General features: G+C 55.2%; 19 protein-coding genes. 9 read left to right on the top strand and 10 right to left on the bottom strand.

All coding sequences use genetic code 11. The features are described from left to right. Window positions 1-22: 22 nt before the first annotated feature. Window positions 23-589 carry a D-glycero-beta-D-manno-heptose 1,7-bisphosphate 7-phosphatase gene (gene gmhB / locus F8562_RS09565; RefSeq protein ID WP_014837457.1) on the bottom strand — a complete coding sequence of 189 codons (567 nt, stop codon included), beginning with the start codon at window positions 587-589 and terminating at the stop codon, window positions 23-25. 188 nt (window positions 590-777) lie between these two features. Here gmhB and metN point away from each other — a divergent pair, with 188 nt between their 5' ends. The 7 genes from metN (at window position 778) to F8562_RS09530 (ending at window position 7,232) form a co-directional block, all read left to right on the top strand. Continuing rightward, complete coding sequence (gene metN / locus F8562_RS09560; RefSeq protein WP_014837456.1) at window positions 778-1,809, top strand: methionine ABC transporter ATP-binding protein MetN; 1,032 nt, start codon at window positions 778-780, stop codon at window positions 1,807-1,809. Continuing rightward, complete coding sequence (locus tag F8562_RS09555) at window positions 1,802-2,455, top strand: methionine ABC transporter permease MetI (protein WP_004098792.1); 654 nt, start codon at window positions 1,802-1,804, stop codon at window positions 2,453-2,455. Before metN ends, F8562_RS09555 begins: the two co-directional genes overlap by 8 nt. Before the next feature lie 39 nt (window positions 2,456-2,494). After that, complete coding sequence (gene metQ, locus F8562_RS09550) at window positions 2,495-3,310, top strand: methionine ABC transporter substrate-binding lipoprotein MetQ (RefSeq protein ID WP_004098791.1); 816 nt, start codon at window positions 2,495-2,497, stop codon at window positions 3,308-3,310. A 108-nt stretch (window positions 3,311-3,418) separates the two neighbouring features. Next, window positions 3,419-3,826 carry an Rcs stress response system protein RcsF gene (gene rcsF, locus F8562_RS09545; protein ID WP_004098790.1) on the top strand — a complete coding sequence of 136 codons (408 nt, stop codon included), beginning with the start codon at window positions 3,419-3,421 and terminating at the stop codon, window positions 3,824-3,826. Further along, on the top strand, window positions 3,823-4,530 hold the full coding sequence (tsaA, locus tag F8562_RS09540; protein ID WP_014228016.1) for a tRNA (N6-threonylcarbamoyladenosine(37)-N6)-methyltransferase TrmO: 708 nt from the start codon (window positions 3,823-3,825) through the stop codon (window positions 4,528-4,530). Before rcsF ends, tsaA begins: the two co-directional genes overlap by 4 nt. A gap of 110 nt (window positions 4,531-4,640) precedes the next feature. Further along, complete coding sequence (proS, locus tag F8562_RS09535) at window positions 4,641-6,359, top strand: proline--tRNA ligase (protein WP_014837454.1); 1,719 nt, start codon at window positions 4,641-4,643, stop codon at window positions 6,357-6,359. Between the two features lie 51 nt (window positions 6,360-6,410). Further along, entirely contained in the window at window positions 6,411-7,232 is an 822-nt protein-coding gene (locus F8562_RS09530) for a YaeF family permuted papain-like enzyme (RefSeq protein WP_014837453.1), read from the top strand. Here F8562_RS09530 and nlpE read toward each other — a convergent pair whose 3' ends face one another. The 3 genes from nlpE to F8562_RS09515 are packed head-to-tail and all read right to left on the bottom strand — an operon-like array spanning window position 7,233 to window position 8,931. Continuing rightward, window positions 7,233-7,955 carry an envelope stress response activation lipoprotein NlpE gene (nlpE, locus tag F8562_RS09525; protein ID WP_025107392.1) on the bottom strand — a complete coding sequence of 241 codons (723 nt, stop codon included), beginning with the start codon at window positions 7,953-7,955 and terminating at the stop codon, window positions 7,233-7,235. A 20-nt stretch (window positions 7,956-7,975) separates the two neighbouring features. After that, window positions 7,976-8,389: an alternative ribosome rescue aminoacyl-tRNA hydrolase ArfB gene (gene arfB, locus F8562_RS09520; protein ID WP_014228012.1), complete on the bottom strand. Its 414-nt coding sequence runs from the start codon at window positions 8,387-8,389 to the stop codon at window positions 7,976-7,978. Further along, complete coding sequence (locus tag F8562_RS09515) at window positions 8,386-8,931, bottom strand: YaeQ family protein (protein WP_014228011.1); 546 nt, start codon at window positions 8,929-8,931, stop codon at window positions 8,386-8,388. The genes arfB and F8562_RS09515 overlap by 4 nt, the downstream gene beginning before the upstream one ends. A gap of 196 nt (window positions 8,932-9,127) precedes the next feature. Here F8562_RS09515 and F8562_RS09510 point away from each other — a divergent pair, with 196 nt between their 5' ends. Both F8562_RS09510 and rof read left to right on the top strand, forming a co-directional pair. Then, window positions 9,128-9,328 (top strand): YaeP family protein, encoded by a 201-nt coding sequence (locus F8562_RS09510; RefSeq protein WP_004098778.1) that lies wholly within the window; start codon window positions 9,128-9,130, stop codon window positions 9,326-9,328. Continuing rightward, a complete protein-coding gene (rof, locus tag F8562_RS09505; protein WP_004098776.1) occupies window positions 9,315-9,575 on the top strand; it encodes a Rho-binding antiterminator in 261 nt (86 codons plus the stop codon). The genes F8562_RS09510 and rof overlap by 14 nt, the downstream gene beginning before the upstream one ends. Before the next feature lie 15 nt (window positions 9,576-9,590). On the opposite strand, the gene tilS is transcribed toward rof, so the two are convergent. From tilS to dnaE, 6 genes are all read right to left on the bottom strand, one after another. Next, a complete protein-coding gene (tilS, locus tag F8562_RS09500) occupies window positions 9,591-10,892 on the bottom strand; it encodes a tRNA lysidine(34) synthetase TilS (RefSeq protein WP_042934280.1) in 1,302 nt (433 codons plus the stop codon). A gap of 69 nt (window positions 10,893-10,961) precedes the next feature. After that, complete coding sequence (locus F8562_RS09495; RefSeq protein WP_004098774.1) at window positions 10,962-11,351, bottom strand: VOC family protein; 390 nt, start codon at window positions 11,349-11,351, stop codon at window positions 10,962-10,964. A gap of 62 nt (window positions 11,352-11,413) precedes the next feature. After that, window positions 11,414-13,552 carry a lysine decarboxylase LdcC gene (locus F8562_RS09490; RefSeq protein WP_014228008.1) on the bottom strand — a complete coding sequence of 713 codons (2,139 nt, stop codon included), beginning with the start codon at window positions 13,550-13,552 and terminating at the stop codon, window positions 11,414-11,416. A gap of 75 nt (window positions 13,553-13,627) precedes the next feature. Then, the gene (locus F8562_RS09485; RefSeq protein WP_014228007.1) at window positions 13,628-15,418 is read right to left on the bottom strand and encodes a chitinase; all 1,791 of its coding nucleotides are present in this window, start codon (window positions 15,416-15,418) and stop codon (window positions 13,628-13,630) included. Between the two features lie 190 nt (window positions 15,419-15,608). Next, window positions 15,609-16,568 (bottom strand): acetyl-CoA carboxylase carboxyl transferase subunit alpha, encoded by a 960-nt coding sequence (gene accA, locus F8562_RS09480; protein ID WP_004098771.1) that lies wholly within the window; start codon window positions 16,566-16,568, stop codon window positions 15,609-15,611. 12 nt (window positions 16,569-16,580) lie between these two features. Then, window positions 16,581-20,063 (bottom strand): DNA polymerase III subunit alpha, encoded by a 3,483-nt coding sequence (dnaE, locus tag F8562_RS09475; protein WP_014837451.1) that lies wholly within the window; start codon window positions 20,061-20,063, stop codon window positions 16,581-16,583. Between the last annotated feature and the right edge of the window lie 5 nt (window positions 20,064-20,068).

Raw genomic sequence — 20,068 nt, 5'->3', positions numbered from 1 at the left:
GCTCACCTTTTATACATAACGCTTATTTTTGCTGCTTTTTGATAGCATCCGGCAGGTCTGCCAGGCTATTAAGCACCCAATCAGCGGCACTTTCGGCTTCTGGGGTCACCGGCTTGCCGGTGCGCACTAATACTTTCGTGCCGACATTGGCCGCCAGAGCTGCCTGCATATCTTCGACTTTATCGCCAACCATAAAGGAAGCCGCCATATCAATATGCAGATAGTCGCGCGCCGAAATCAGCATACCCGGATGCGGCTTGCGGCAGTCGCAGGTCTGGCGAAACTCTTCAACGGTTCCCTGCGGGTGGTGCGGACAATAATAGATACCATCCAGATCAACGCCGCGATCGGCCAGCGACCAGTCCATCCACTCCGTCAGCGTTTCAAACTGCTCTTCAGTAAACTTACCGCGGGCGATACCGGACTGGTTGGTCACCAGCACCAGCGCGTAACCCATCTCCTTTAATTGACGCATTGCGTCAATGACGCCATCGATAAATTCAAAGTTGTCGATTTCATGGACATAGCCGTGATCGACATTAATCGTGCCATCACGGTCAAGAAAAATTGCGGGTACTGACATTGCCACCGGTTTGCTCCTGATAAAGGCTAATGCGCGTAGTATCGCATGTTTCCGGACGCAAGAAAGTGCTCATTATACAGAGTCAGATTGATTTAGACGTCTGGATGCCTTAACATCCATTTCATTGACAGGCATCGCCTGGACACGGCAGAAGAAAATGCCACGGCAAACGGCTAAACGATAATAAATAACTGATGATTAAACTTTCGAATATTACCAAAGTGTTCCAGCAGGGAAATCGCAGCATACAGGCGCTGAACGATGTCAGCCTGCATGTCCCCGCCGGGCAAATTTATGGCGTCATCGGCGCTTCCGGCGCGGGTAAAAGTACGTTAATCCGCTGCGTTAACCTGCTCGAACGTCCAACGCAGGGCAGCGTACAGGTGGGCGGCCAGGAACTAACGGCGCTGTCAGAAAAAGAGCTCACTCGCGCCCGTCGCCAGATTGGCATGATCTTCCAGCACTTTAACCTGCTTGCCTCACGCACCGTATTCGGCAACGTGGCGTTGCCTCTGGAGCTCGACAATACGCCGAAAGATGAAATCAAGCGCCGGGTGGCCGAGCTGCTCGATCTCGTCGGTCTGGGGGATAAACACGATAGCTATCCGGCAAATCTCTCCGGCGGTCAAAAACAGCGCGTGGCCATCGCCCGTGCGCTGGCGAGCAATCCAAAAGTCCTGCTCTGCGACGAAGCCACCAGCGCTCTGGACCCGGCCACTACGCGTTCGATTCTGGAACTGCTGAAAGATATCAACCGTCGCCTGGGCCTGACGATTTTGCTGATTACCCATGAAATGGATGTCGTCAAACGCATCTGCGATTGCGTTGCCGTTATCAGCAACGGCCAGCTGATTGAACAGGATACGGTGAGTGAGGTCTTCTCTCATCCCAAAACCCCGCTGGCGCAACAGTTTATTCAGTCAACGCTGCACCTTGATATCCCGGATGATTATCAGGCCCGCCTTAAACCTGAAGCGCTTCCCGATAGCGTGCCCATGCTGCGCATGGAGTTTACGGGTCACTCCGTTGATGCCCCGCTTCTTTCTGAGACTGCCCGTCGTTTTAATGTGAATAACAACATTATTAGCGCGCAGATGGATTACGCGGGCGGCGTGAAGTTCGGCATTATGCTCACTGAGATGCACGGCACGCAGGAAGATACCCAGGCCGCAATCGCCTGGCTACAGGAACACCATGTAAAAGTAGAGGTACTGGGATATGTCTGAACCAATGATTTGGCTGCTGGTTCGCGGCGTATGGGAAACGCTGGCCATGACGTTTGTCTCCGGCTTCTTCGGTTTTGTTCTCGGCCTGCCGGTCGGCGTGCTGCTGTACGTCACCCGTCCGGGGCAAATTGTCGCTAATGCGAAGCTCTACCGCACGCTTTCGGCGGTGGTGAATATTTTCCGCTCGATTCCTTTTATTATCCTGCTGGTGTGGATGATCCCATTCACTCGCGTGATCGTTGGCACGTCGATCGGCCTGCAGGCGGCTATCGTTCCGCTGACGGTCGGCGCCGCGCCGTTTATCGCCCGTATGGTGGAAAACGCCCTGCTGGAGATCCCCACCGGCCTTATCGAAGCATCCCGCGCCATGGGCGCAACGCCGATGCAGATCGTGCGTAAGGTTCTGCTGCCGGAAGCGCTGCCGGGCCTGGTGAATGCGGCAACCATCACGCTCATTACGCTGGTCGGCTATTCCGCGATGGGCGGCGCCGTGGGTGCCGGTGGTCTCGGGCAGATTGGCTATCAGTACGGTTATATCGGCTACAATGCAACGGTAATGAATACCGTACTGGTGCTGCTGGTTATTCTGGTGTACTTAATCCAATTCTCAGGCGATCGTATCGTCCGGGCTGTGACTCACAAATAACATTACACACAATACAGAATCTTACAGGAAGGAAATAACATGGCCTTTAATTTCAAAACCTTTGCGGCAGTCGGCGCGTTAATCGGTTCTCTGGCTCTGGTGGGTTGCGGTCAGGACGAAAAAGATCCTAACCATATTAAAGTCGGCGTTATCGTCGGTGCGGAGCAGCAGGTTGCGGAAGTCGCGCAGAAAGTAGCAAAAGAAAAATACGGCCTTGATGTCGAACTGGTGACCTTCAACGACTACGTTCTGCCGAACGAAGCGCTGAGCAAAGGCGATATCGACGTTAACGCCTTCCAGCATAAACCGTATCTTGACCAGCAAATCAAAGACCGCGGCTACAAGCTGGTTTCCGTAGGTAACTCTTTTGTTTACCCGATTGCGGGTTATTCGAAAAAAATCAAATCGCTGGACGAACTGCAGCCGGGCTCTCAGGTTGCGATTCCTAACGATCCCACCAACCTTGGCCGCTCTCTGCTGCTGCTGCAACAGGTTGGCCTGATCAAACTGAAAGAAGGCGTTGGTCTGCTGCCAACCTCTCTGGATATTATTGAAAACCCGAAAAACCTGAAAATTGTTGAGCTGGAAGCCCCGCAGCTGCCGCGCTCTCTGGATGATGCGCAAATCGCTCTGGCGGTTATCAATACCACCTATGCCAGCCAGATTGGCTTAACGCCGGCAAAAGACGGTATTTTCGTGGAAGGTAAAGAGTCTCCGTACGTGAATCTGATTGTCGCTCGCGAAGACAACAAAGATGCGGAAAATGTTAAGAAATTTGTTCAGGCCTATCAGAGTGATGAAGTTTACGAAGCGGCTAACAAAATCTTTAACGGCGGTGCGGTGAAAGGCTGGTAATCTTTTCTCAGCGTAATATCATTCAGGACGGGCTTTATGCCCGTCTTGTCATTTATGCAAGCACCTGATTCAATAGCGCCCTGTTTTATTATTTATTGAGGAAATACTATGCGTGCTTTACCGGTCTGTTTGTTAGCACTCATGTTAAGCGGTTGTTCTATGCTAAGCAGATCTCCCGTCGAGCCTGTACAAAGCACCGTAACCCCGCCTGCCAAATCGGAACCGGCAAAACCGAAAGCGACGCGTCCGGCCCCGGTAAGAATCTATACCGATGCAACAGAATTGGTGGGTAAACCTTTCCGCGAACTCGGCGAAGTCACCGGTGAATCATGCCAGGCCTCGAATCAAGACTCTCCGCCCAATATCCCGACGGCGCGCAAGCGCATGCAGATTAACGCGGCAAAAATGAAAGCCAATGCCGTGCTGCTGCACCGCTGCGAAGTGACCAGCGGAACTCCGGGCTGCTACCGCCAGGCCGTCTGCCTTGGTTCAGCGCTTAACGTTACGGCGCAATGAGTGATTTTCAGTTTGCGCAGATAGGCGTTATTCGCTCGCCCTATAAAGAAAAATTTGCCGTCCCCCGCCAGCCTGGGCTGGTTAAAAACGGCGGCGGCGAATTACATCTTCTGCCCCCCTATAACCAGGCCGATGCCGTACGTGGCCTGGAAAACTTCAGCCATCTGTGGATCCTGTTTGTGTTTCATCAGACCATGGAAGGCGGCTGGCGCCCGACCGTGCGCCCTCCCCGCCTCGGCGGTAATGCGCGGATGGGCGTTTTCGCCACCCGTTCGACCTTTCGTCCTAATCCAATCGGTATGTCGCTGGTCGAGCTAAAAGGTATTCGCTGCCAGAAAGAACACGTCGTTCTGGAACTCGGTAGTCTGGACCTGGTGGATGGTACGCCGGTCGTGGATATCAAACCTTACCTGCCCTTTGCCGAAGCGCTGCCGGAAGCCAGCGCGAGCTACGCGCAGCAGGCACCGCAGGCGGAAGTGGCGGTGAGCTTCACGCCAGAAACAGAAGCCCGGCTTTTAGAACTGGAAAAGCGCTATCCCCGACTTAAGATGTTTATTAGCGAAGTTCTGGCGCAAGATCCGCGCCCGGCATATCGTAAAGAAGAAGACCCGGGAAAGACCTACGCCGTCTGGCTGCTGGATTTTAACGTGCGCTGGCGGGTGATTTCGTCCGGTTTTGAAGTCTTTTCTCTCGAACCACGCTAATTTTATTTTCCTCTCTTTTGGCATCTTTGCCACACTGGTAAACTAAACCACTTTTTTGTGTCAGGCTGGCTCCCAGCCTGTATCGATCGTCCAAATGGAACCGTAACAACATGCGTACTAGCCAATACCTGCTCTCCACTCTGAAGGAGACACCTGCCGACGCCGAGGTTATCAGCCATCAGCTGATGCTGCGCGCCGGGATGATCCGCAAGCTGGCCTCCGGGTTATATACCTGGCTGCCGACCGGCGTGCGCGTCCTGAAAAAAGTCGAAAACATCGTGCGTGAAGAGATGAACAACGCCGGTGCAATCGAGGTGTTAATGCCGGTAGTTCAGCCCTCTGAGCTGTGGCAAGAGAGTGGTCGTTGGGAACAGTACGGCCCGGAACTGCTGCGTATTGCTGACCGTGGCGAACGTCCGTTCGTACTCGGCCCGACTCATGAAGAAGTGATCACCGACCTGATTCGTAACGAGCTGAGCTCTTACAAACAGCTGCCGCTGAACTTCTATCAGATTCAGACCAAATTCCGTGACGAAGTGCGCCCGCGTTTCGGCGTGATGCGTTCCCGTGAATTCCTGATGAAAGATGCTTACTCTTTCCATACCTCTCAGGAATCTCTGCAGGAAACCTACGACGCGATGTACGCCGCGTACAGCAAAATCTTCAGCCGTATGGGCCTGGATTTCCGTGCGGTACAGGCTGACACCGGTTCTATCGGCGGTAGCGCATCTCACGAATTCCAGGTGCTGGCGCAGAGCGGCGAAGATGACGTGATCTTCTCTGACTCTTCCGACTACGCGGCCAATATTGAGTTCGCCGAAGCCGTTGCGCCGAAAGAGCCGCGCGCGGCCGCCACTCAGGAAATGACGCTGGTCGATACGCCGAACGCCAAAACCATCGCCGAGCTGGTTGAGCAGTTCAATCTGCCGATTGAGAAAACGGTGAAAACCCTGCTGGTCAAAGCGGTAGAAGACAGCAAGTCTCCGCTGATTGCCCTGCTGGTTCGCGGCGATCATGAGCTGAACGAAGTTAAAGCGGAAAAACTGCCGCAGGTCGCCAGCCCGCTGACCTTCGCTACCGAAGAAGAGATCCGCGCGCTGGTGCAGGCAGGTCCCGGTTCTCTGGGCCCGGTTAATATGCCCATTCCGGTGATTATCGACCGTACCGTTGCCGCAATGAGCGATTTCGCCGCGGGCGCTAACATCGACGGGAAACACTACTTCGGCATCAACTGGGATCGCGACGTCGCCACCCCTGAAGTGGCTGATATCCGTAACGTCGTGGCGGGTGACCCGAGCCCGGACGGTAAAGGTACGCTGCTGATTAAACGCGGTATCGAAGTGGGCCACATCTTCCAGCTGGGTACCAAGTACTCTGAAGCGATGAAAGCCTCCGTACAGGGCGAAGATGGCCGTAACCAGATCCTGACGATGGGCTGCTACGGTATCGGTGTGACGCGCGTGGTGGCGGCCGCCATTGAGCAGAACTTTGACGATCGCGGGATTCTGTGGCCGGAAGCTATCGCCCCGTTCCAGGTTGCGATTCTGCCGATGAACATGCATAAATCCTACCGCGTGCAGGAGCTGGCCGAGAAGCTGTACGCAGAGCTGAGCGCGCTGGGTATCGACGTGCTGATGGACGACCGTAAAGAGCGTCCGGGCGTGATGTTCGCCGATATGGAGCTTATCGGTATTCCGCACACCATCGTGCTGGGCGACCGTAACCTCGACAACGACGATATTGAATATAAATATCGTCGCAGCGGCGAGAAGCAGCTGATTAAAACCGGCGATATCGTGAATTACCTGGTACAACAAATTAAAGGTTAACGCCAAAAGAGGCTCTGGTTTCAGAGCCTCTTTTTTACAGGGATTGTAATCATGGCTAAACAATGGGCAAATTATGTCCTGCTTTTTCCCGCATTGTTTTTACTTTCGGCCTGCACGGTAGACGTCAGCCGGTCCGCGCCTTCCGCTTCCGCTATTAAGCCACCATCGCAGCAATGGGCAGTTAAACTTCAGCGCCAGAGCTCGGTGGCTAATAACACGCTGACTGAAATTAACGCACAAGACCTGCTCCCCGGCGATCTCCTTTTCTCTTCCAGCATTGGCGTGACGTCCCTGGGGATTCGTGCTTTTAGCGCATCCTCCGTTAGCCATGTTGCTATCTATATCGGTGATAACCAGGTTGCAGAGGCAACCGGCGCTGGGGTGCAGATTATTCCGCTCCAGCAAGCGATGCAGCACAGCGATAAGCTGTTTGCCCTAAGAGCGCCTGACCTTACGCCGCAACAAGCCGCCGGCATTAAAAATTTCGCCTATAAAAACAGAAACAGCGGCTATAACTATCGCGGCATCATTGAATTTGTGCCCTTTATGGTAACCAAACGGCTCTGCTCCCTGAATCCCTTTTCGAAGGATTTCCGCCAGCAGTGCGTGAATGGCCTGGCCAAAGCGCAGCTTAGCGATGCCGTTTCCGGGGACAAAAAAATGTGGTTTTGTTCTGAGTTTGTCAGCGATGCCTTCGCGAAGGCCGGACACCCGCTGACCCTGGCTCAACCGGGCTGGATTAGCCCATCAGACCTGCTTCATATGCGTGAGGGGGACGTGGCAAACTTTAAGCCCGAAACACAATTGCAGTATATCGGGCATCTTAAATTGGGAATTTATATCAAGACAAGCCGTCTCGTAGGACTCAATTAACTAACGAGAATTGCAGTCTTCTTTTTGATAAAACTTGCCTGGTGAATCCACCGCCAGAACTTTAACCGGCGCTCCCGAATCCGGGTTCGCTTCCAGCGTAAAGTGCCCCTCAACCACCAGCAGCACCGGGCGAGTATCCGTTCCGCGCGCCGCGGCATAATCACGCTCGAGCTGCGCGTTATTCGCGACTGCCACTCGCTTGCCGGTTGCGCAATCGGTAAAGGTCGCGGCATCCGCCATATAGAAGTACATTCCGCGCATCGCCATTGGCGTGATGGGCAGGCTGGATTTGACTGACTCAAGCGTATAGTTCAGCGTAGACTCGATGGGATTACCGTCGCGATCGAGCATTTCCAGCTTGTCGCCCTTCGCCCGATAGTAAGACTTCTCGCCTTTGCTGTCGGTCAGCACCAGCTTATCGGCCGTGCGCGCCCAGGTGCCATAGGAAGCAAAGGAGGAAGGCTCGCGACTGACGCCCTGATACCGCTCGTTCATCACCCAGGTGCCGTCTTTCTCAAGAAAGAGCGAAGTTTCGATACCTTCGCAGTCGGCACACGGCAGCACGCCGCGCCAGCTCTGCTGCATCGGCTTTAGCTCTTCCATCGGCGCCGGTTGTAGCGTGTCCATCTCCGCGCGATGGTTACAGCCGAATAGGGCAAAAAGCGAGCATGCCGCCACGACTGAAAATACGATTTTCTTCACTGTAAATTCCTTATTATCCATTCCACCGGTTCGCCATGCCTTTAATGACGAACTTTCCCACGCAGCGCCTTAACTGAGGATTTTTGCGCCTTTGAGGCAAGCCGGCGCTCTTTTGACGCTCTGGTCGGCCGCGTCTCCCGGCGGCGCTTCTGCACTGCGGTTAATTCTTGTATTAAGGCAACCAGACGCGCAATCGCCGCTTCGCGATTCATCTCCTGGCTGCGATATTCCTGAGCCTTAATGATAACCACACCCTCGGCAGAAATTAAGTGATGGCTGGAGGTAAGCAGACGTTCCTTATAATACTCAGGCAGGCTCGATGCCTTAATATCAAAGCGCAAATGGATAGCCGTCGATGCTTTATTGACATGCTGACCGCCCGCCCCCTGGGCGCGTATCCCGGAAAGTGAGACCTCGTCATCCGCAATCGCCACGCTGCGGCTAATCGTAATCATGCGGATGTTTGCCAGGCCGTTAAATGAATTTCCAGATTATTCTTAGCGTCAGATAACCAGATAGCGCCATCCTGGATAGTCGCCTGTAGCGACATTGTCCGATCGGCAAAAGCACTGAGCTGCGCCAGCTGAGTATCATCTAAATACCATACGGTTAGCTTTGAAAACTGTGCCAATTTGCTTTTATTTTGCTGCCACCAGATTTCTGCCGCCCGGCTATTATAGGCAAACAGCGCCACCTCTTGCGCCCGCGAACAGGCTTTTTTAATCCGCCGTTCGTCCGGCAGCCCCAGTTCGATCCACAGATCAACGCCCAGATGATCGTTTAGCAGCCAGAGTTCAGCTTCATCATCGGAAGACAAACCGCGGGTAAACTGCAGACGCTCGTCGGCGTATTTCATCCACGCCAGCAGGCGCAGCATCATGCGCTCCTGGGTTTCTGACGGATGCTGGGCAAGCGTCAAACTGGCATCCAGAAACTGGTTGCGGTCCAGGTCGGCCACGTTCACCGTCGCTTTATAAATCGTCGCTTTCAGCGCCATGAGGAAACTCCTGATAAAAATGGCGTTCATTGTAGCGAAACTGGCGGCAAAAGGCTGTCAGCAATCGCAGGATCCCCTTTCATCCTGCTGATATTGCTTAAATGACTATGGTATAGTCACCTTGCTAAACAGAGTTTATCTTCGTAGGCTTAAACTTACATCCCACGGTTAAGTCAGAACGCTGACAGGAGGGCATGTGGACAAATATTGTGAGTTAATACGCAAGCGGTATGCGGAAATAGCCAGCGGGGACCTTGGGTATATCCCGGATGCGCTAGGTTGCGTGTTGAAAGTATTGAATGAGGTTGCGGCGGATCAGGCCCTTGCTGAGTCAGTCAGGGAAAAGGCCGCATATGCGGCGGCAAACTTACTGGTGAGCGATTATGTCAATGAATGATACTTATCAACCCATCAATTGCGATGATTATGACAACCTCGAACTTGCCTGTCAGCACCATCTGGTCCTGGCGCTGGAGCTCAAAGATGGCGAACAGCTGCAAGCGAAGGCCAACGATCTTATCTCGCGCAAAAATATCGAGTATCTCGTCGTGGAGCTCGCCGGTGACGTCCGCGAACTGCGCCTGGATAAAATCGCCAGCTTCAGCCATCCGGAAATCGGTACGGTAGTGGTTAGCGAGTCCTGAAGCAAAACGGGTGGCTCAGCCGCCCGTTTTCATCCACATCATCTGCACGCCTTCACCTTCCTGAACTTTCCCATCGACGGTAATAAACAGACCATCGGCTGCGGCGATAAGCGTGTCGCCGTAAAACAGCAGCGGCGTGGTATCGCGCCGCCAGGGAGCAACGTTGAGCTCCTGCCAGATTTTCTTCAGCTTGCGGCCGCCCTGGCGGCCGACGATATGCAGATTACCGTTGGCGCGAAAACGAATAGTGACCGCTTCATCCTGGCGCGGGCCGCGTAACGGGCCGCCGGCCAGGAGCTTCAGTTCGCCAAGGCCGTCGGGTAACGGCAGCGGCCTGGCAATATCGCGCCACGCCAGCACCGTCTCGCTCTGTCCGGGGAGATATTTCACCCAGTGCAGCCGTTGCTGATAGCGACGAACGGCGAATTGGCCAAGGCGCAGACAGGGATACGCATCCTCGCGCGCCATCGCCACTTCACGCCAGATACGCTCCGGCATCTCGCGCGAAGGCATCGGCGCATTGAGCCCAGCCAGCCAGCGGCGCAGCAGCGCGGCCCGACGCGGGGCGCTCATGGCCGCCAACGGTTCGATAGTCAACGCGCCATCCTCCGCCACCAGCGTTGCCAGCTCCGCCGCGAGCATTTCATCCAGCAGCTGTTCCTGCTCGCCGCACAGGCTGGCGCTGCGCGCTACGGCCTCGGCGAAGTGCGGCCAGCGAGCGTTAAGCAGCGGAACAATTCGCAGGCGGAGAAAATTGCGATCGTAGGCGTCGTCCTGGTTACTTTCGTCTTCAATCCAGCTGAGCTGATGGGCTATCGCCCACCGGTGCAGGGAGTCGCGGCTTTCGTTAAGCAGCGGACGCAGCAGTTTCGTCCCGGCAAAATCGGACTCGCCGGCCATCGCCGAAAGCCCGGTTGGGCCGCTCCCCCGCTTAAGCGCCAACAGAAAGGTTTCACACTGGTCGTCAAGATGCTGTGCCGTCACCAGCACTTCGCCGGGTAATAGCGCCGAACGGAAAGCCTGATAGCGCGCCTGACGCGCGTGGGCCTCAATCCCCAGCCCCTCATCGGCGAGCGCCACCCGTTCAACCAAAAGCGGTACCTGCCACTGCTGGCATATTTGTCGGCAGTGCGCCACCCAATCGTCGGCGTTCGCGCTGAGGCCGTGGTGAATATGCATCGCCCGCAGCTGAACGGTAGGATCCTGTTCGCGCCAGCAAACCAGGCGATACAGGAGCACGCTCGAATCCAGCCCGCCGCTAAAGGCCACTAAAAAATGGCGGTGCGGCTGTAGCGTTTGCGCCATGTCTGGGATCATCATCATGAGAGTACTAACTGAGGAAAGCGTGTCCGGCACGTTACCCGGCAGAACACGCTCTGACAAGAATTACTGCTGATAAATCTCCAGCGGTAGCCCGTCCGGATCGTTAAAAAAGGTGAATCGTTTACCGGTGAAGGGGTCGATACGAACGCCTTCACAGGCCACGCCGTGGGCCTCAAGATGCGCAACGGCGGCATCGACATCATCAACGCTAAACGCCAGATGGCGCAGCCCGCAGGCTTCGGGGCGGCTCGGACGCGCAGGAGGAAACGGGAATGAAAAGAGTTCAATGACATATTCGCCATTCAGCGCCAGATCGCCCTTCCATGAATCACGCTCCTGGCGATAGAACTCGCCCTGCAGGGTGAACCCCAGAATGTCGCAGTAGAAGGCTTTACTCTTCGCATAATCCGTCGCAATGATGGCGATATGGTGAACCCGTTTTAAACCCAGCATGGTACAACTCCTCCAGTTGAAGCCAACAACGTTACTCGTTCAGTTCGTGAGTGCGCAAGCGCTTAGTCATTTTTTAAGACTCGAACCCAGTACACGCCGTCTTCATCGCGTTTCGCGCCGTGGATATCGGTTTCGAAACCCGGATAGTGGCGGCCGATGGAGCACAGCATAAGCAGGAAATTGAGCACCGCGCGGCTCTCCTCGGCGATCATCTCGCCGGGCATCAGCAGCGGCACGCCGGGCGGGTACGGTAGGATCATATTCGCTGAAATACGCCCGACCAGATTCTCCAGTTCAATGGTTTCCACTTCGCCTTTAATCTGCCGCTGCCAGGCCTGATGCGGCGTCATTTTCATCTCCGGCAGGACGTCGAAAGCGCTAAGCATCAGCTGCGAGAGCTGGTGCTGGCGAATCAGACGATGAATACCCTGGGCCAGATCCTGAATACGCATGTTGCGGTAAAAATCCGGATCTTCGGCGTACAGATCCGGTAGCATGTTTTTCACCCGTAAATTGAGATCGTAAGCGCGTTTGAACTCGGTCAATCCGCGCAGCAGCCCCATCGCACGGGTTTTATCTATACCGATACTGAACAGGAACAGCAGGTTGTACGGCCCGGTTTTTTCTACCACCACGCCGCGCTCATCAAGGAACTTCGCCACCAGCGCGGCCGGAATGCCTTCGCTATCCATGTTGCCCTGCTCGTCCATACCGGGCGTCAGAATGGTGACTTTCACCGGATCGAGGAACATATGGTCGTCATCGGCGTCCTGAAAGCCATGCCACCTTTCTCCGGGTGAAACCGGCCAGCACTGCGCTTCCCCCACCTCTTCCGGCTGCCAGATATCAAAAAACCAGCCGTCAGACTCTTCGCGCAACCGCTGCACCTCTTTACGAAAATCCAGCGCCCGCTCAATCGAACGCTGAATCAGTCGTCTGCCGGAGTTGCCGCGCAGCATGGCGGCAGCCGTCTCAATGGAGGCAACGATCGGGTAGCTCGGGGAGGTCGAGGTGTGCATCATAAAGGCTTCATTGAAGGTATCCTCATCATAGCTGCCTTTAATATGAATCAGCGAAGCCTGCGATAGCGCGGCCAGCATTTTATGCGTCGACTGCGTTTCAAAGATCACTTTCCCCGCAATGCGATCGCCGCTCATCCCGCTTTTACCCTGATAGATCGGATGAAAATGGGTATACGGCACCCAGGCTGAATCAAAGTGGATTGACGGTACGTCGAGGGTCTCTTTGATCCAGGTGGTGTTATATAGCAGTCCGTCATAGGTGGAGTTGGTGATCACCGCATGCACAGGCCACCCGGCGCCGCCTGTCGCATTAACCTTTTGCTGAATACTGTCGCGGGTAAATTCGCGCTTGGGTATGCCGCCGAGGATCCCTAGCGCATTGCGCGTCGGCTTTAGCCACAGCGGCACCACGTCGCTCATCATCAGTAAATGAGCCAACGATTTATGGCAGTTGCGATCGATAAGCAGGGTGCTGCCCGCCGGAGCGGAATACATACCGACAATCTTATTCGACGTCGAGGTTCCGTTGGTCACCATATAGCTCTGTTCGGCGCCGAATGCGCGGGCAATATACTCTTCCGCCTCCAGATGCGGACCGCTATGATCGAGCAGGGATCCCAGCTCCGTCACGGAAATAGAGACGTCGGCCTTTAGGGTATTCCCGCCAAAGAAATCATAAAACAGACAGCCCACCGGACTTTTTTGATATGCCGAGCCGCCCATATGCCCGGGGGTACAGAAAGTATATTTCCCCTCCTGCACATAGTTGAACAAGGCTTTGGTAAACGGCGGGGTTATGTTGTCGAGGTATTCGCGGGTGTATTGACCTATGCGGGTAGCAATCTCTTCCGCCAGCCCCAGCGCGTATTCAAAGAACCATAGCGTCATGCGCAGGTCCTGGCTGCTGACGTCCATCGTCGAATGGGCGTTGATAAATGCGTACAGCGGCAGATATTCATTTAAGCGATTGATATCGCTGCACAGATCAACGCTGTATTCATCCCAGTCAAAAATAACCCCGCAGATCCGCGGATTATGCTCGATAAATTGCAAAAGATCGGCGCTATTTTGCGGCCAGATGGTCTGGAAACCTTGCCGTTGCAGGGCGGCTTCCAGTTCTTTGATCGGTTCGTCTTTATAATAGACGCCGTGGGGACCCATGATCGCAATGATATTCACGCTTTCCTCCTGAATTTACCTAAGGAAAGCATCATATCACCCCGCCAGCGCTAAGCACTGGCGGATTTATCTCTATTACAGCGCTTTCCACGCATCGCCCCAGGCAATGCCTGCGCCGGGCTCATAGTAGGTCGGCGCCACGTTGCACCACGCCCCTTCAGGTAGCGGTTTACACTGATACAGCGCGCCGTGGTTATTAACGATATCACCCGCTTTCCAGGTCTGGGTACTGCTCCAGGAAGGATAGCTGATGGTGTCGCTGTCTTTGCCATCGGTCGTTTCATCCGCAGCAGCAGCTTTAGCCTTCACGTTCAGGGTGTACGTTGCCGTGCTGGACAAGGTCCCGTCGCTTACCGTCAGGCTCACCACATATTGCGCATCGCGATCTTTTTCCGGAGCGGTAAAGGTGATAACGGCTTTATCCTGTCCGCTGATAGTCTGGCCGTCCTGCGACATCCAGGTATAGGTGAGCTTATCGCCATTCGCATCGGTAGAGCCCTCCGCGCTCAGGGAAACCCTGGCGCCCGCTTCGATAGCGCCAATCGGACCGGCGATACGCGCAACCGGCGCCACGTTAGTTTCCTGCGCAGGCGTGGTATCGTCAGGCGTTGCCGGGGTGGTATCCTCGGCCTGGCCGGTATCGTCGATGATATTGACGTTGAAGTGGCTCTGGACGCACTTCGCATAGTCACCTTGTTTAAAGGCGCTATACGGCGTCTGGTAGCCCACCAGCTGGCAGGCGTTAGTCTTGCCGTCAGCGGTGTCCGGGCTCCATCCCCAATCCTCTTCCCAGTAAATCGGTAACGCGCCCGCGCCGCCTTCATCGAACTGCTTCATATTCTTACAGCCGAGAACTTCATCATCAGCAATCGGCACTTTCAGGTAGTTTGCGAACTCTTTGTAGTAGGCAATACGGTTCAGAGACTGCGCGTTCTCTTCCGCCCCGCCGCACTCGACGCCGCCGTTGATAATTTGAATGGTGACCCCAAAGCCTTCAACCAGGCCATTCGCTTTATCATGATCGTTTGGTACCCAGGTTCCGTCGATGACGTGTAGCATAGAGGGCTTCGGCGGCTGCGGGTAAACGAAGAAGAACACCGCGCTCGCCAGGTTCATCCAGGTATCCGCCACCCGCTCCGGTTTATCCAGCAGAGGACGAACGTCGCCATCGTACATGGCATCGGAGAACGGGCCGTAGTTGTAGTTATAGGAGAGCTGTTTTGCGCCGCGGCCAAAGTAGCTCAGGTAGTCGCCGTCTTTATCTTTACCGCAGGGCCAGGTCTGCCCCTGCCAGATATCCGGGTTACACTCCCCGTTGTAGCCGCCTTTCTGACCTTCAACCCAGCCCACTTCACGGAGATAAACCAGCGCCTGGCGCCACTCGGGAATATCGCGCCAGCTTTCGTGGCCGCCGGTTTCCTGAGCAAAGTGGGCAAACATGGTCGCCAGAGATTTACGGCATATGGCATCGCTATCGCGTCCGTCGGTATAGGTCCCGCAAACCGCAGGGAATTTACCAATAGCTTTCAGAAAGTTAGAGTAGGTATATTCTGCCGCGCGCATCGGGAACAGATATTCCCAATCCTTTTCGGACAGAATGCTTTCCACGCGCTTCACGTTTGCCGGGTTGGTCGCCAGACCCGGCTCGATTTTTTCAACTTCGCTGTTCGGCAGCGTTTGAATCGATGATTTTACCGATGTCATGAGCGGAAAGTCGGTTAAGGCTTTTTCTTTCGCGGCCAGGTCACTCGCCTTGATGGTTGTCGCTTCCGTTGCGCCAAGCAACGGCGTGGCCTGTGCGGCCCCCAGGCTTAACATGATCCCTGCGGCCACGGCGCTTAATGCGACGGTTTTGTGCAATGCCATAGTATTTCTCCTTTATCCTTGTTAACGGCCTGCCGGGTCGCAATCCCTGGCAGTTGCTGCAGTTTTAGGGGAGATCGGCATCATCGGCTAATCACATTAGCTCTTATTCATCTCATCTCGTCTCAGTAAACAACACATAAAAAAAGGGCCGGAAAATCCGGCCCTCAGGGATAAAAAATGAGTGAGATAATCAGGCGTAGCCGTAGCTCATCAGACGCTGATAGCGACGGTTCAGCAGATCTTCTTCGCTCAGAACATCGAGGTCAGCCAGATCGGCCAGCAGCTGCGCTTTCAGAGAGGCGGCCATGACTTCCGGATTACGATGCGCGCCGCCCAGCGGCTCAGGAATGATGGAGTCAATCAGCTTCAGCTCTTTCAGACGCGGGGCAACAATCCCCATCGCTTCGGCGGCCAGCGGCGCTTTATCGGCGCTTTTCCACAAAATGGAGGCACAGCCTTCCGGGGAGATAACGGAATAGGTGCTGTACTGCAGCATATTCACTTTATCGCCCACGCCGATTGCCAGCGCGCCGCCGGAACCACCTTCACCGATAACGGTGCAGATAACCGGGACGCTCAGACGCGACATTTCACGCAGGTTGCGGGCAATCGCTTCAGACTGGCCGCGCTCTTCCGCACCGACGCCCGGGTAGGCGCCCGGGGTGTCGATGAAGGTGATGATCGGCATTTTAAAGCGTTCGGCCATTTCCATCAGGCGCAGCGCCTTACGATAGCCTTCCGGCGCCGGCATACCGAAGTTGCGGCGAATTTTCTCTTTGGTTTCGCGCCCTTTCTGGTGGCCGATAATCATTACCGGACGCCCGTCCAGACGCGCAATCCCGCCGACGATAGCTTTATCGTCAGCATAGGCACGGTCACCGGCCAGTTCGTCGAATTCGTCGAAAGCCAGGCGGACATAATCCAGGGTGTACGGGCGACGTGGATGGCGCGCCAGTTGCGCAACCTGCCATGCACCAAGATCGGCGAAGATCTTGCGCGTCAGCTCTACGCTCTTTTCACGCAGGCGATGCACTTCTTCATCGATATTAATATCCAGTTTCTCATCCTGGCGGCTAACCGCAGTCAGAGAATCGATTTTCGCTTCCAGCTCTGCAATCGGCTGTTCAAAATCAAGGAAATTCAGACTCATAGTATTCCTGTATTAGTCAAACTCCAGTTCCACCTGCTCCGAGCCGATAAGGCCACGCAGATCGTTAAGTAAACGATCGCTCGGAGAGACGCGCCATGTTGCGCCAAAACGCAACCGCGCGCGTGCATCCGCCCTCTGATAATAGAGGTGTACTGGAATAGTTCCCGAACGGTGGGGTTCCAGAGACTGACGGAGTCGGTTTAAAAGCTGGTCATCAATTTGCCTGTCCGTCAGCGAGATAGCAAGCCCGCGAGCATATTTTTCCCGGGCTTCGTCAATGTCCATGACTTCACGAGCGGTCATTTTAAGCCCCCCGCTGAAGTCATCAAAGCTGACCTGTCCGCTGACGATAAGTATGCGGTCTTTTTCCAGCAGCTGCTGGTATTTATCCAGGGCGTCGGTGAACAACATCACCTCCAGACGCCCGGAACGGTCATCCAGCGTGCAGATGCCGATACGATTGCCGCGCTTGGTGACCATGACCCGCGCGGCAATAACGAGCCCGGCCGCCGTGGTCACTTTACCACGATCGGTCGGATGCATGTCTTTGAGTCGTACGCCGCCTACGTAGCGCTCGATCTCTTTCAAGTACTGGTTAATCGGATGCCCGGTCAGATACAGCCCCAGGGTCTCCCTTTCGCCATCCAGCACGACCTGTTCCGGCCACGGCTGGCAGCTGGCGTAGGACTGTTCAATTTGCTCAGGCTCTTCCGCCAGTACGCCGAACATGTCCGCCTGACCGATAGCTTCGGCTTTGGCGTGCTGATCGGCGGCTTTTAGCGCATCGCCCAGTGAATTCATTAACGCCGCGCGATGCGGCCCGAGGCGGTCGAAAGCCCCGGACATAATCAGTTTTTCCAGCACCCGGCGGTTGAGCTTTTTAATATCCGTACGCGCGCAGAGATCGAACAGTTCGCGGAAATAGCCGCCCTGATTACGGGCTTCAATGATCGCTTCTATCGGACCTTCGCCGACGCCTTTGATGGCGCCGATACCATAAACGATTTCGCCATCGTCGTTAACGTGAAAATGGTACAGGCCGGAGTTAATATCCGGCGGCAGGATTTTCAGCCCCATCCGCCAGCACTCATCCACCAGGCCGACAACCTTCTCGGTGTTATCCATATCCGCGGTCATTACCGCCGCCATAAATTCAGCCGGATAGTGCGCCTTCAGCCACAGCGTCTGATAGGACACTAAAGCATAAGCGGCAGAGTGCGATTTGTTAAATCCATAACCGGCGAACTTCTCTACCAGGTCAAAGATTTTAATCGCCAGTTCGCCGTCAACGCCGCGCTTTCTCGCCCCTTCTTCAAAGGTGCCGCGCTGCTTGGCCATCTCTTCCGGCTTTTTCTTACCCATCGCACGACGCAGCATATCCGCGCCGCCGAGGGTATAACCGGAAAGCTCCTGGGCAATCTGCATGACCTGTTCCTGGTACAGGATAATGCCATAGGTTGGCTCCAGTACCGGTTTCAGACATTCGTGCTGCCACTGTACGTCCGGATACGATATCTCTTCGCGACCGTGCTTACGGTCGATAAAGTTATCCACCATTCCCGACTGCAGCGGCCCCGGTCGGAACAGGGCCACCAGAGCGATCATATCTTCAAAGCAGTCAGGCTGCAGACGCTTGATCAGATCCTTCATACCGCGCGATTCAAGCTGGAAGACGGCGGTAGTTTCCGAACGCTGCAGCATGTCGAAGCTTTTTTTATCGTCCAGCGGGATAGCGGCAATATCCAGCGGCCCCTCGCCGTTCTTCTCACGGCGGGCGTTGATCATCTCCAGCGCCCAGTTAATGATGGTGAGCGTACGCAGACCGAGGAAGTCGAACTTCACCAGCCCGGCATATTCAACGTCGTTCTTATCAAACTGGGTAACCGGATGCTGGCCCGCTTCATCGCAGTACAGCGGGGCAAAATCGGTTATTTTGGTGGGCGCAATCACCACCCCGCCCGCATGTTTACCGGCGTTACGGGTGACCCCTTCGAGCTTACGCGCCATGTCGATCAGCGCTTTAACCTCTTCGTCCGCCTCGTAAATCTCCGGCAGCTGCGGCTCGGCTTCAAACGCTTTCGCCAGCGTCATGCCCGGATCGGGCGGTACCAGCTTGGAGATGCGGTCCACAAAGCCGTACGGGTGGCCCAGCACGCGGCCAACGTCGCGAATAACCGCTTTCGCCGCCATGGTGCCGAAGGTAATAATCTGCGAGACCGCATCGCGACCGTACATGTCGGCGACGTGTTCAATCACCTGGTCGCGCTTCTCCATACAGAAGTCAACGTCGAAGTCGGGCATGGAGACACGTTCCGGGTTAAGGAAACGTTCGAACAGCAGGTCGAACTCCAGCGGATCGAGGTCGGTAATTTTCAGCGCATAGGCCACCAGCGATCCGGCGCCGGAACCACGTCCCGGCCCTACCGGCACGCCGTTATCCTTCGACCACTGGATAAACTCCATAACGATCAGGAAGTAGCCCGGGAACCCCATCTGGTTAATCACCTGCAGCTCAATATCCAGGCGTTCATCATATTCAGGACGGCGTTTAGCCCGCTCATCCGGATCGGGGAACAGGAATTCCAGACGCTCTTCCAGACCCTCTTTGGATTTCTTAACCAGATAATCTTCGGTGGTCATATCCCCCGTCGGGAACTGCGGCAGGAAGTACTCGCCAAGGCGCACGGTCACGTTACAGCGTTTGGCGATCTCAACGGTGTTTTGCAGCGCTTCGGGAATATCGGAAAAGAGTTCGCACATCTCCTCTTCGCTGCGCATATACTGCTGCGGCGAGTAGTTGCGCGGACGCTTGGGATCGTCGAGGGTAAAGCCGTCGTGGATAGCCACGCGGATTTCATGGGCGTCGAAGTCGCCCGGCTCAAGGAAGCGAACATCGTTGGTCGCCACCACCGGTAGGCCGCGGGTTTCCGCCAGTTCTACCGCGGCATGCAGGTAGGGCTCTTCATCCTGACGGCCGGTGCGAATGAGCTCAAGGAAGTAGCAATCAGGGAAATGTTGTTCATAAAAATCAACGCACTGATCCACCAGCGCCATGTTTCCGCGCAGCAGGCTACGACCCACGTCGCCCATACGCCCGCCGGAGAGCAAAATCAGCCCTCCTTTTAATTCGATCAGCCAGTCGCGATCGATAATCGGGCCTGCCGCGCCGTAGCCGCGCTGATAGGCTTTGGAGATCAGCAGCGTCAGGTTTTGATAGCCAGTATTATTTGCCGCCAGTACCGTCAGCTGGCTCAGTTCATCGCCAAGCAGATCGCTCTGGACGTGGAAATCGGCCCCGACGATGGGTTTAATTCCGGCACCGTGCCCTGCTCCGTAGAACTTCACCAGCCCGCAAAGGTTGGTAAAATCAGTGATCGCCAGCGCAGGCATGCCGAGCGCGGCCGCCTTTTTTACCAACGGTCCGGTTTTCGCCAGACCATCGATCATGGAATAGTCGCTGTGCACCCGCAGGTGTACGAAACGTGGTTCAGCCATCTTCA

It is taken from the genome of Klebsiella sp. RCJ4 (genome assembly GCF_009025755.1).
GTDB lineage: Bacteria > Pseudomonadota > Gammaproteobacteria > Enterobacterales > Enterobacteriaceae > Klebsiella > Klebsiella michiganensis.
This window is presented reverse-complemented; position numbering and strand designations above follow the sequence as displayed.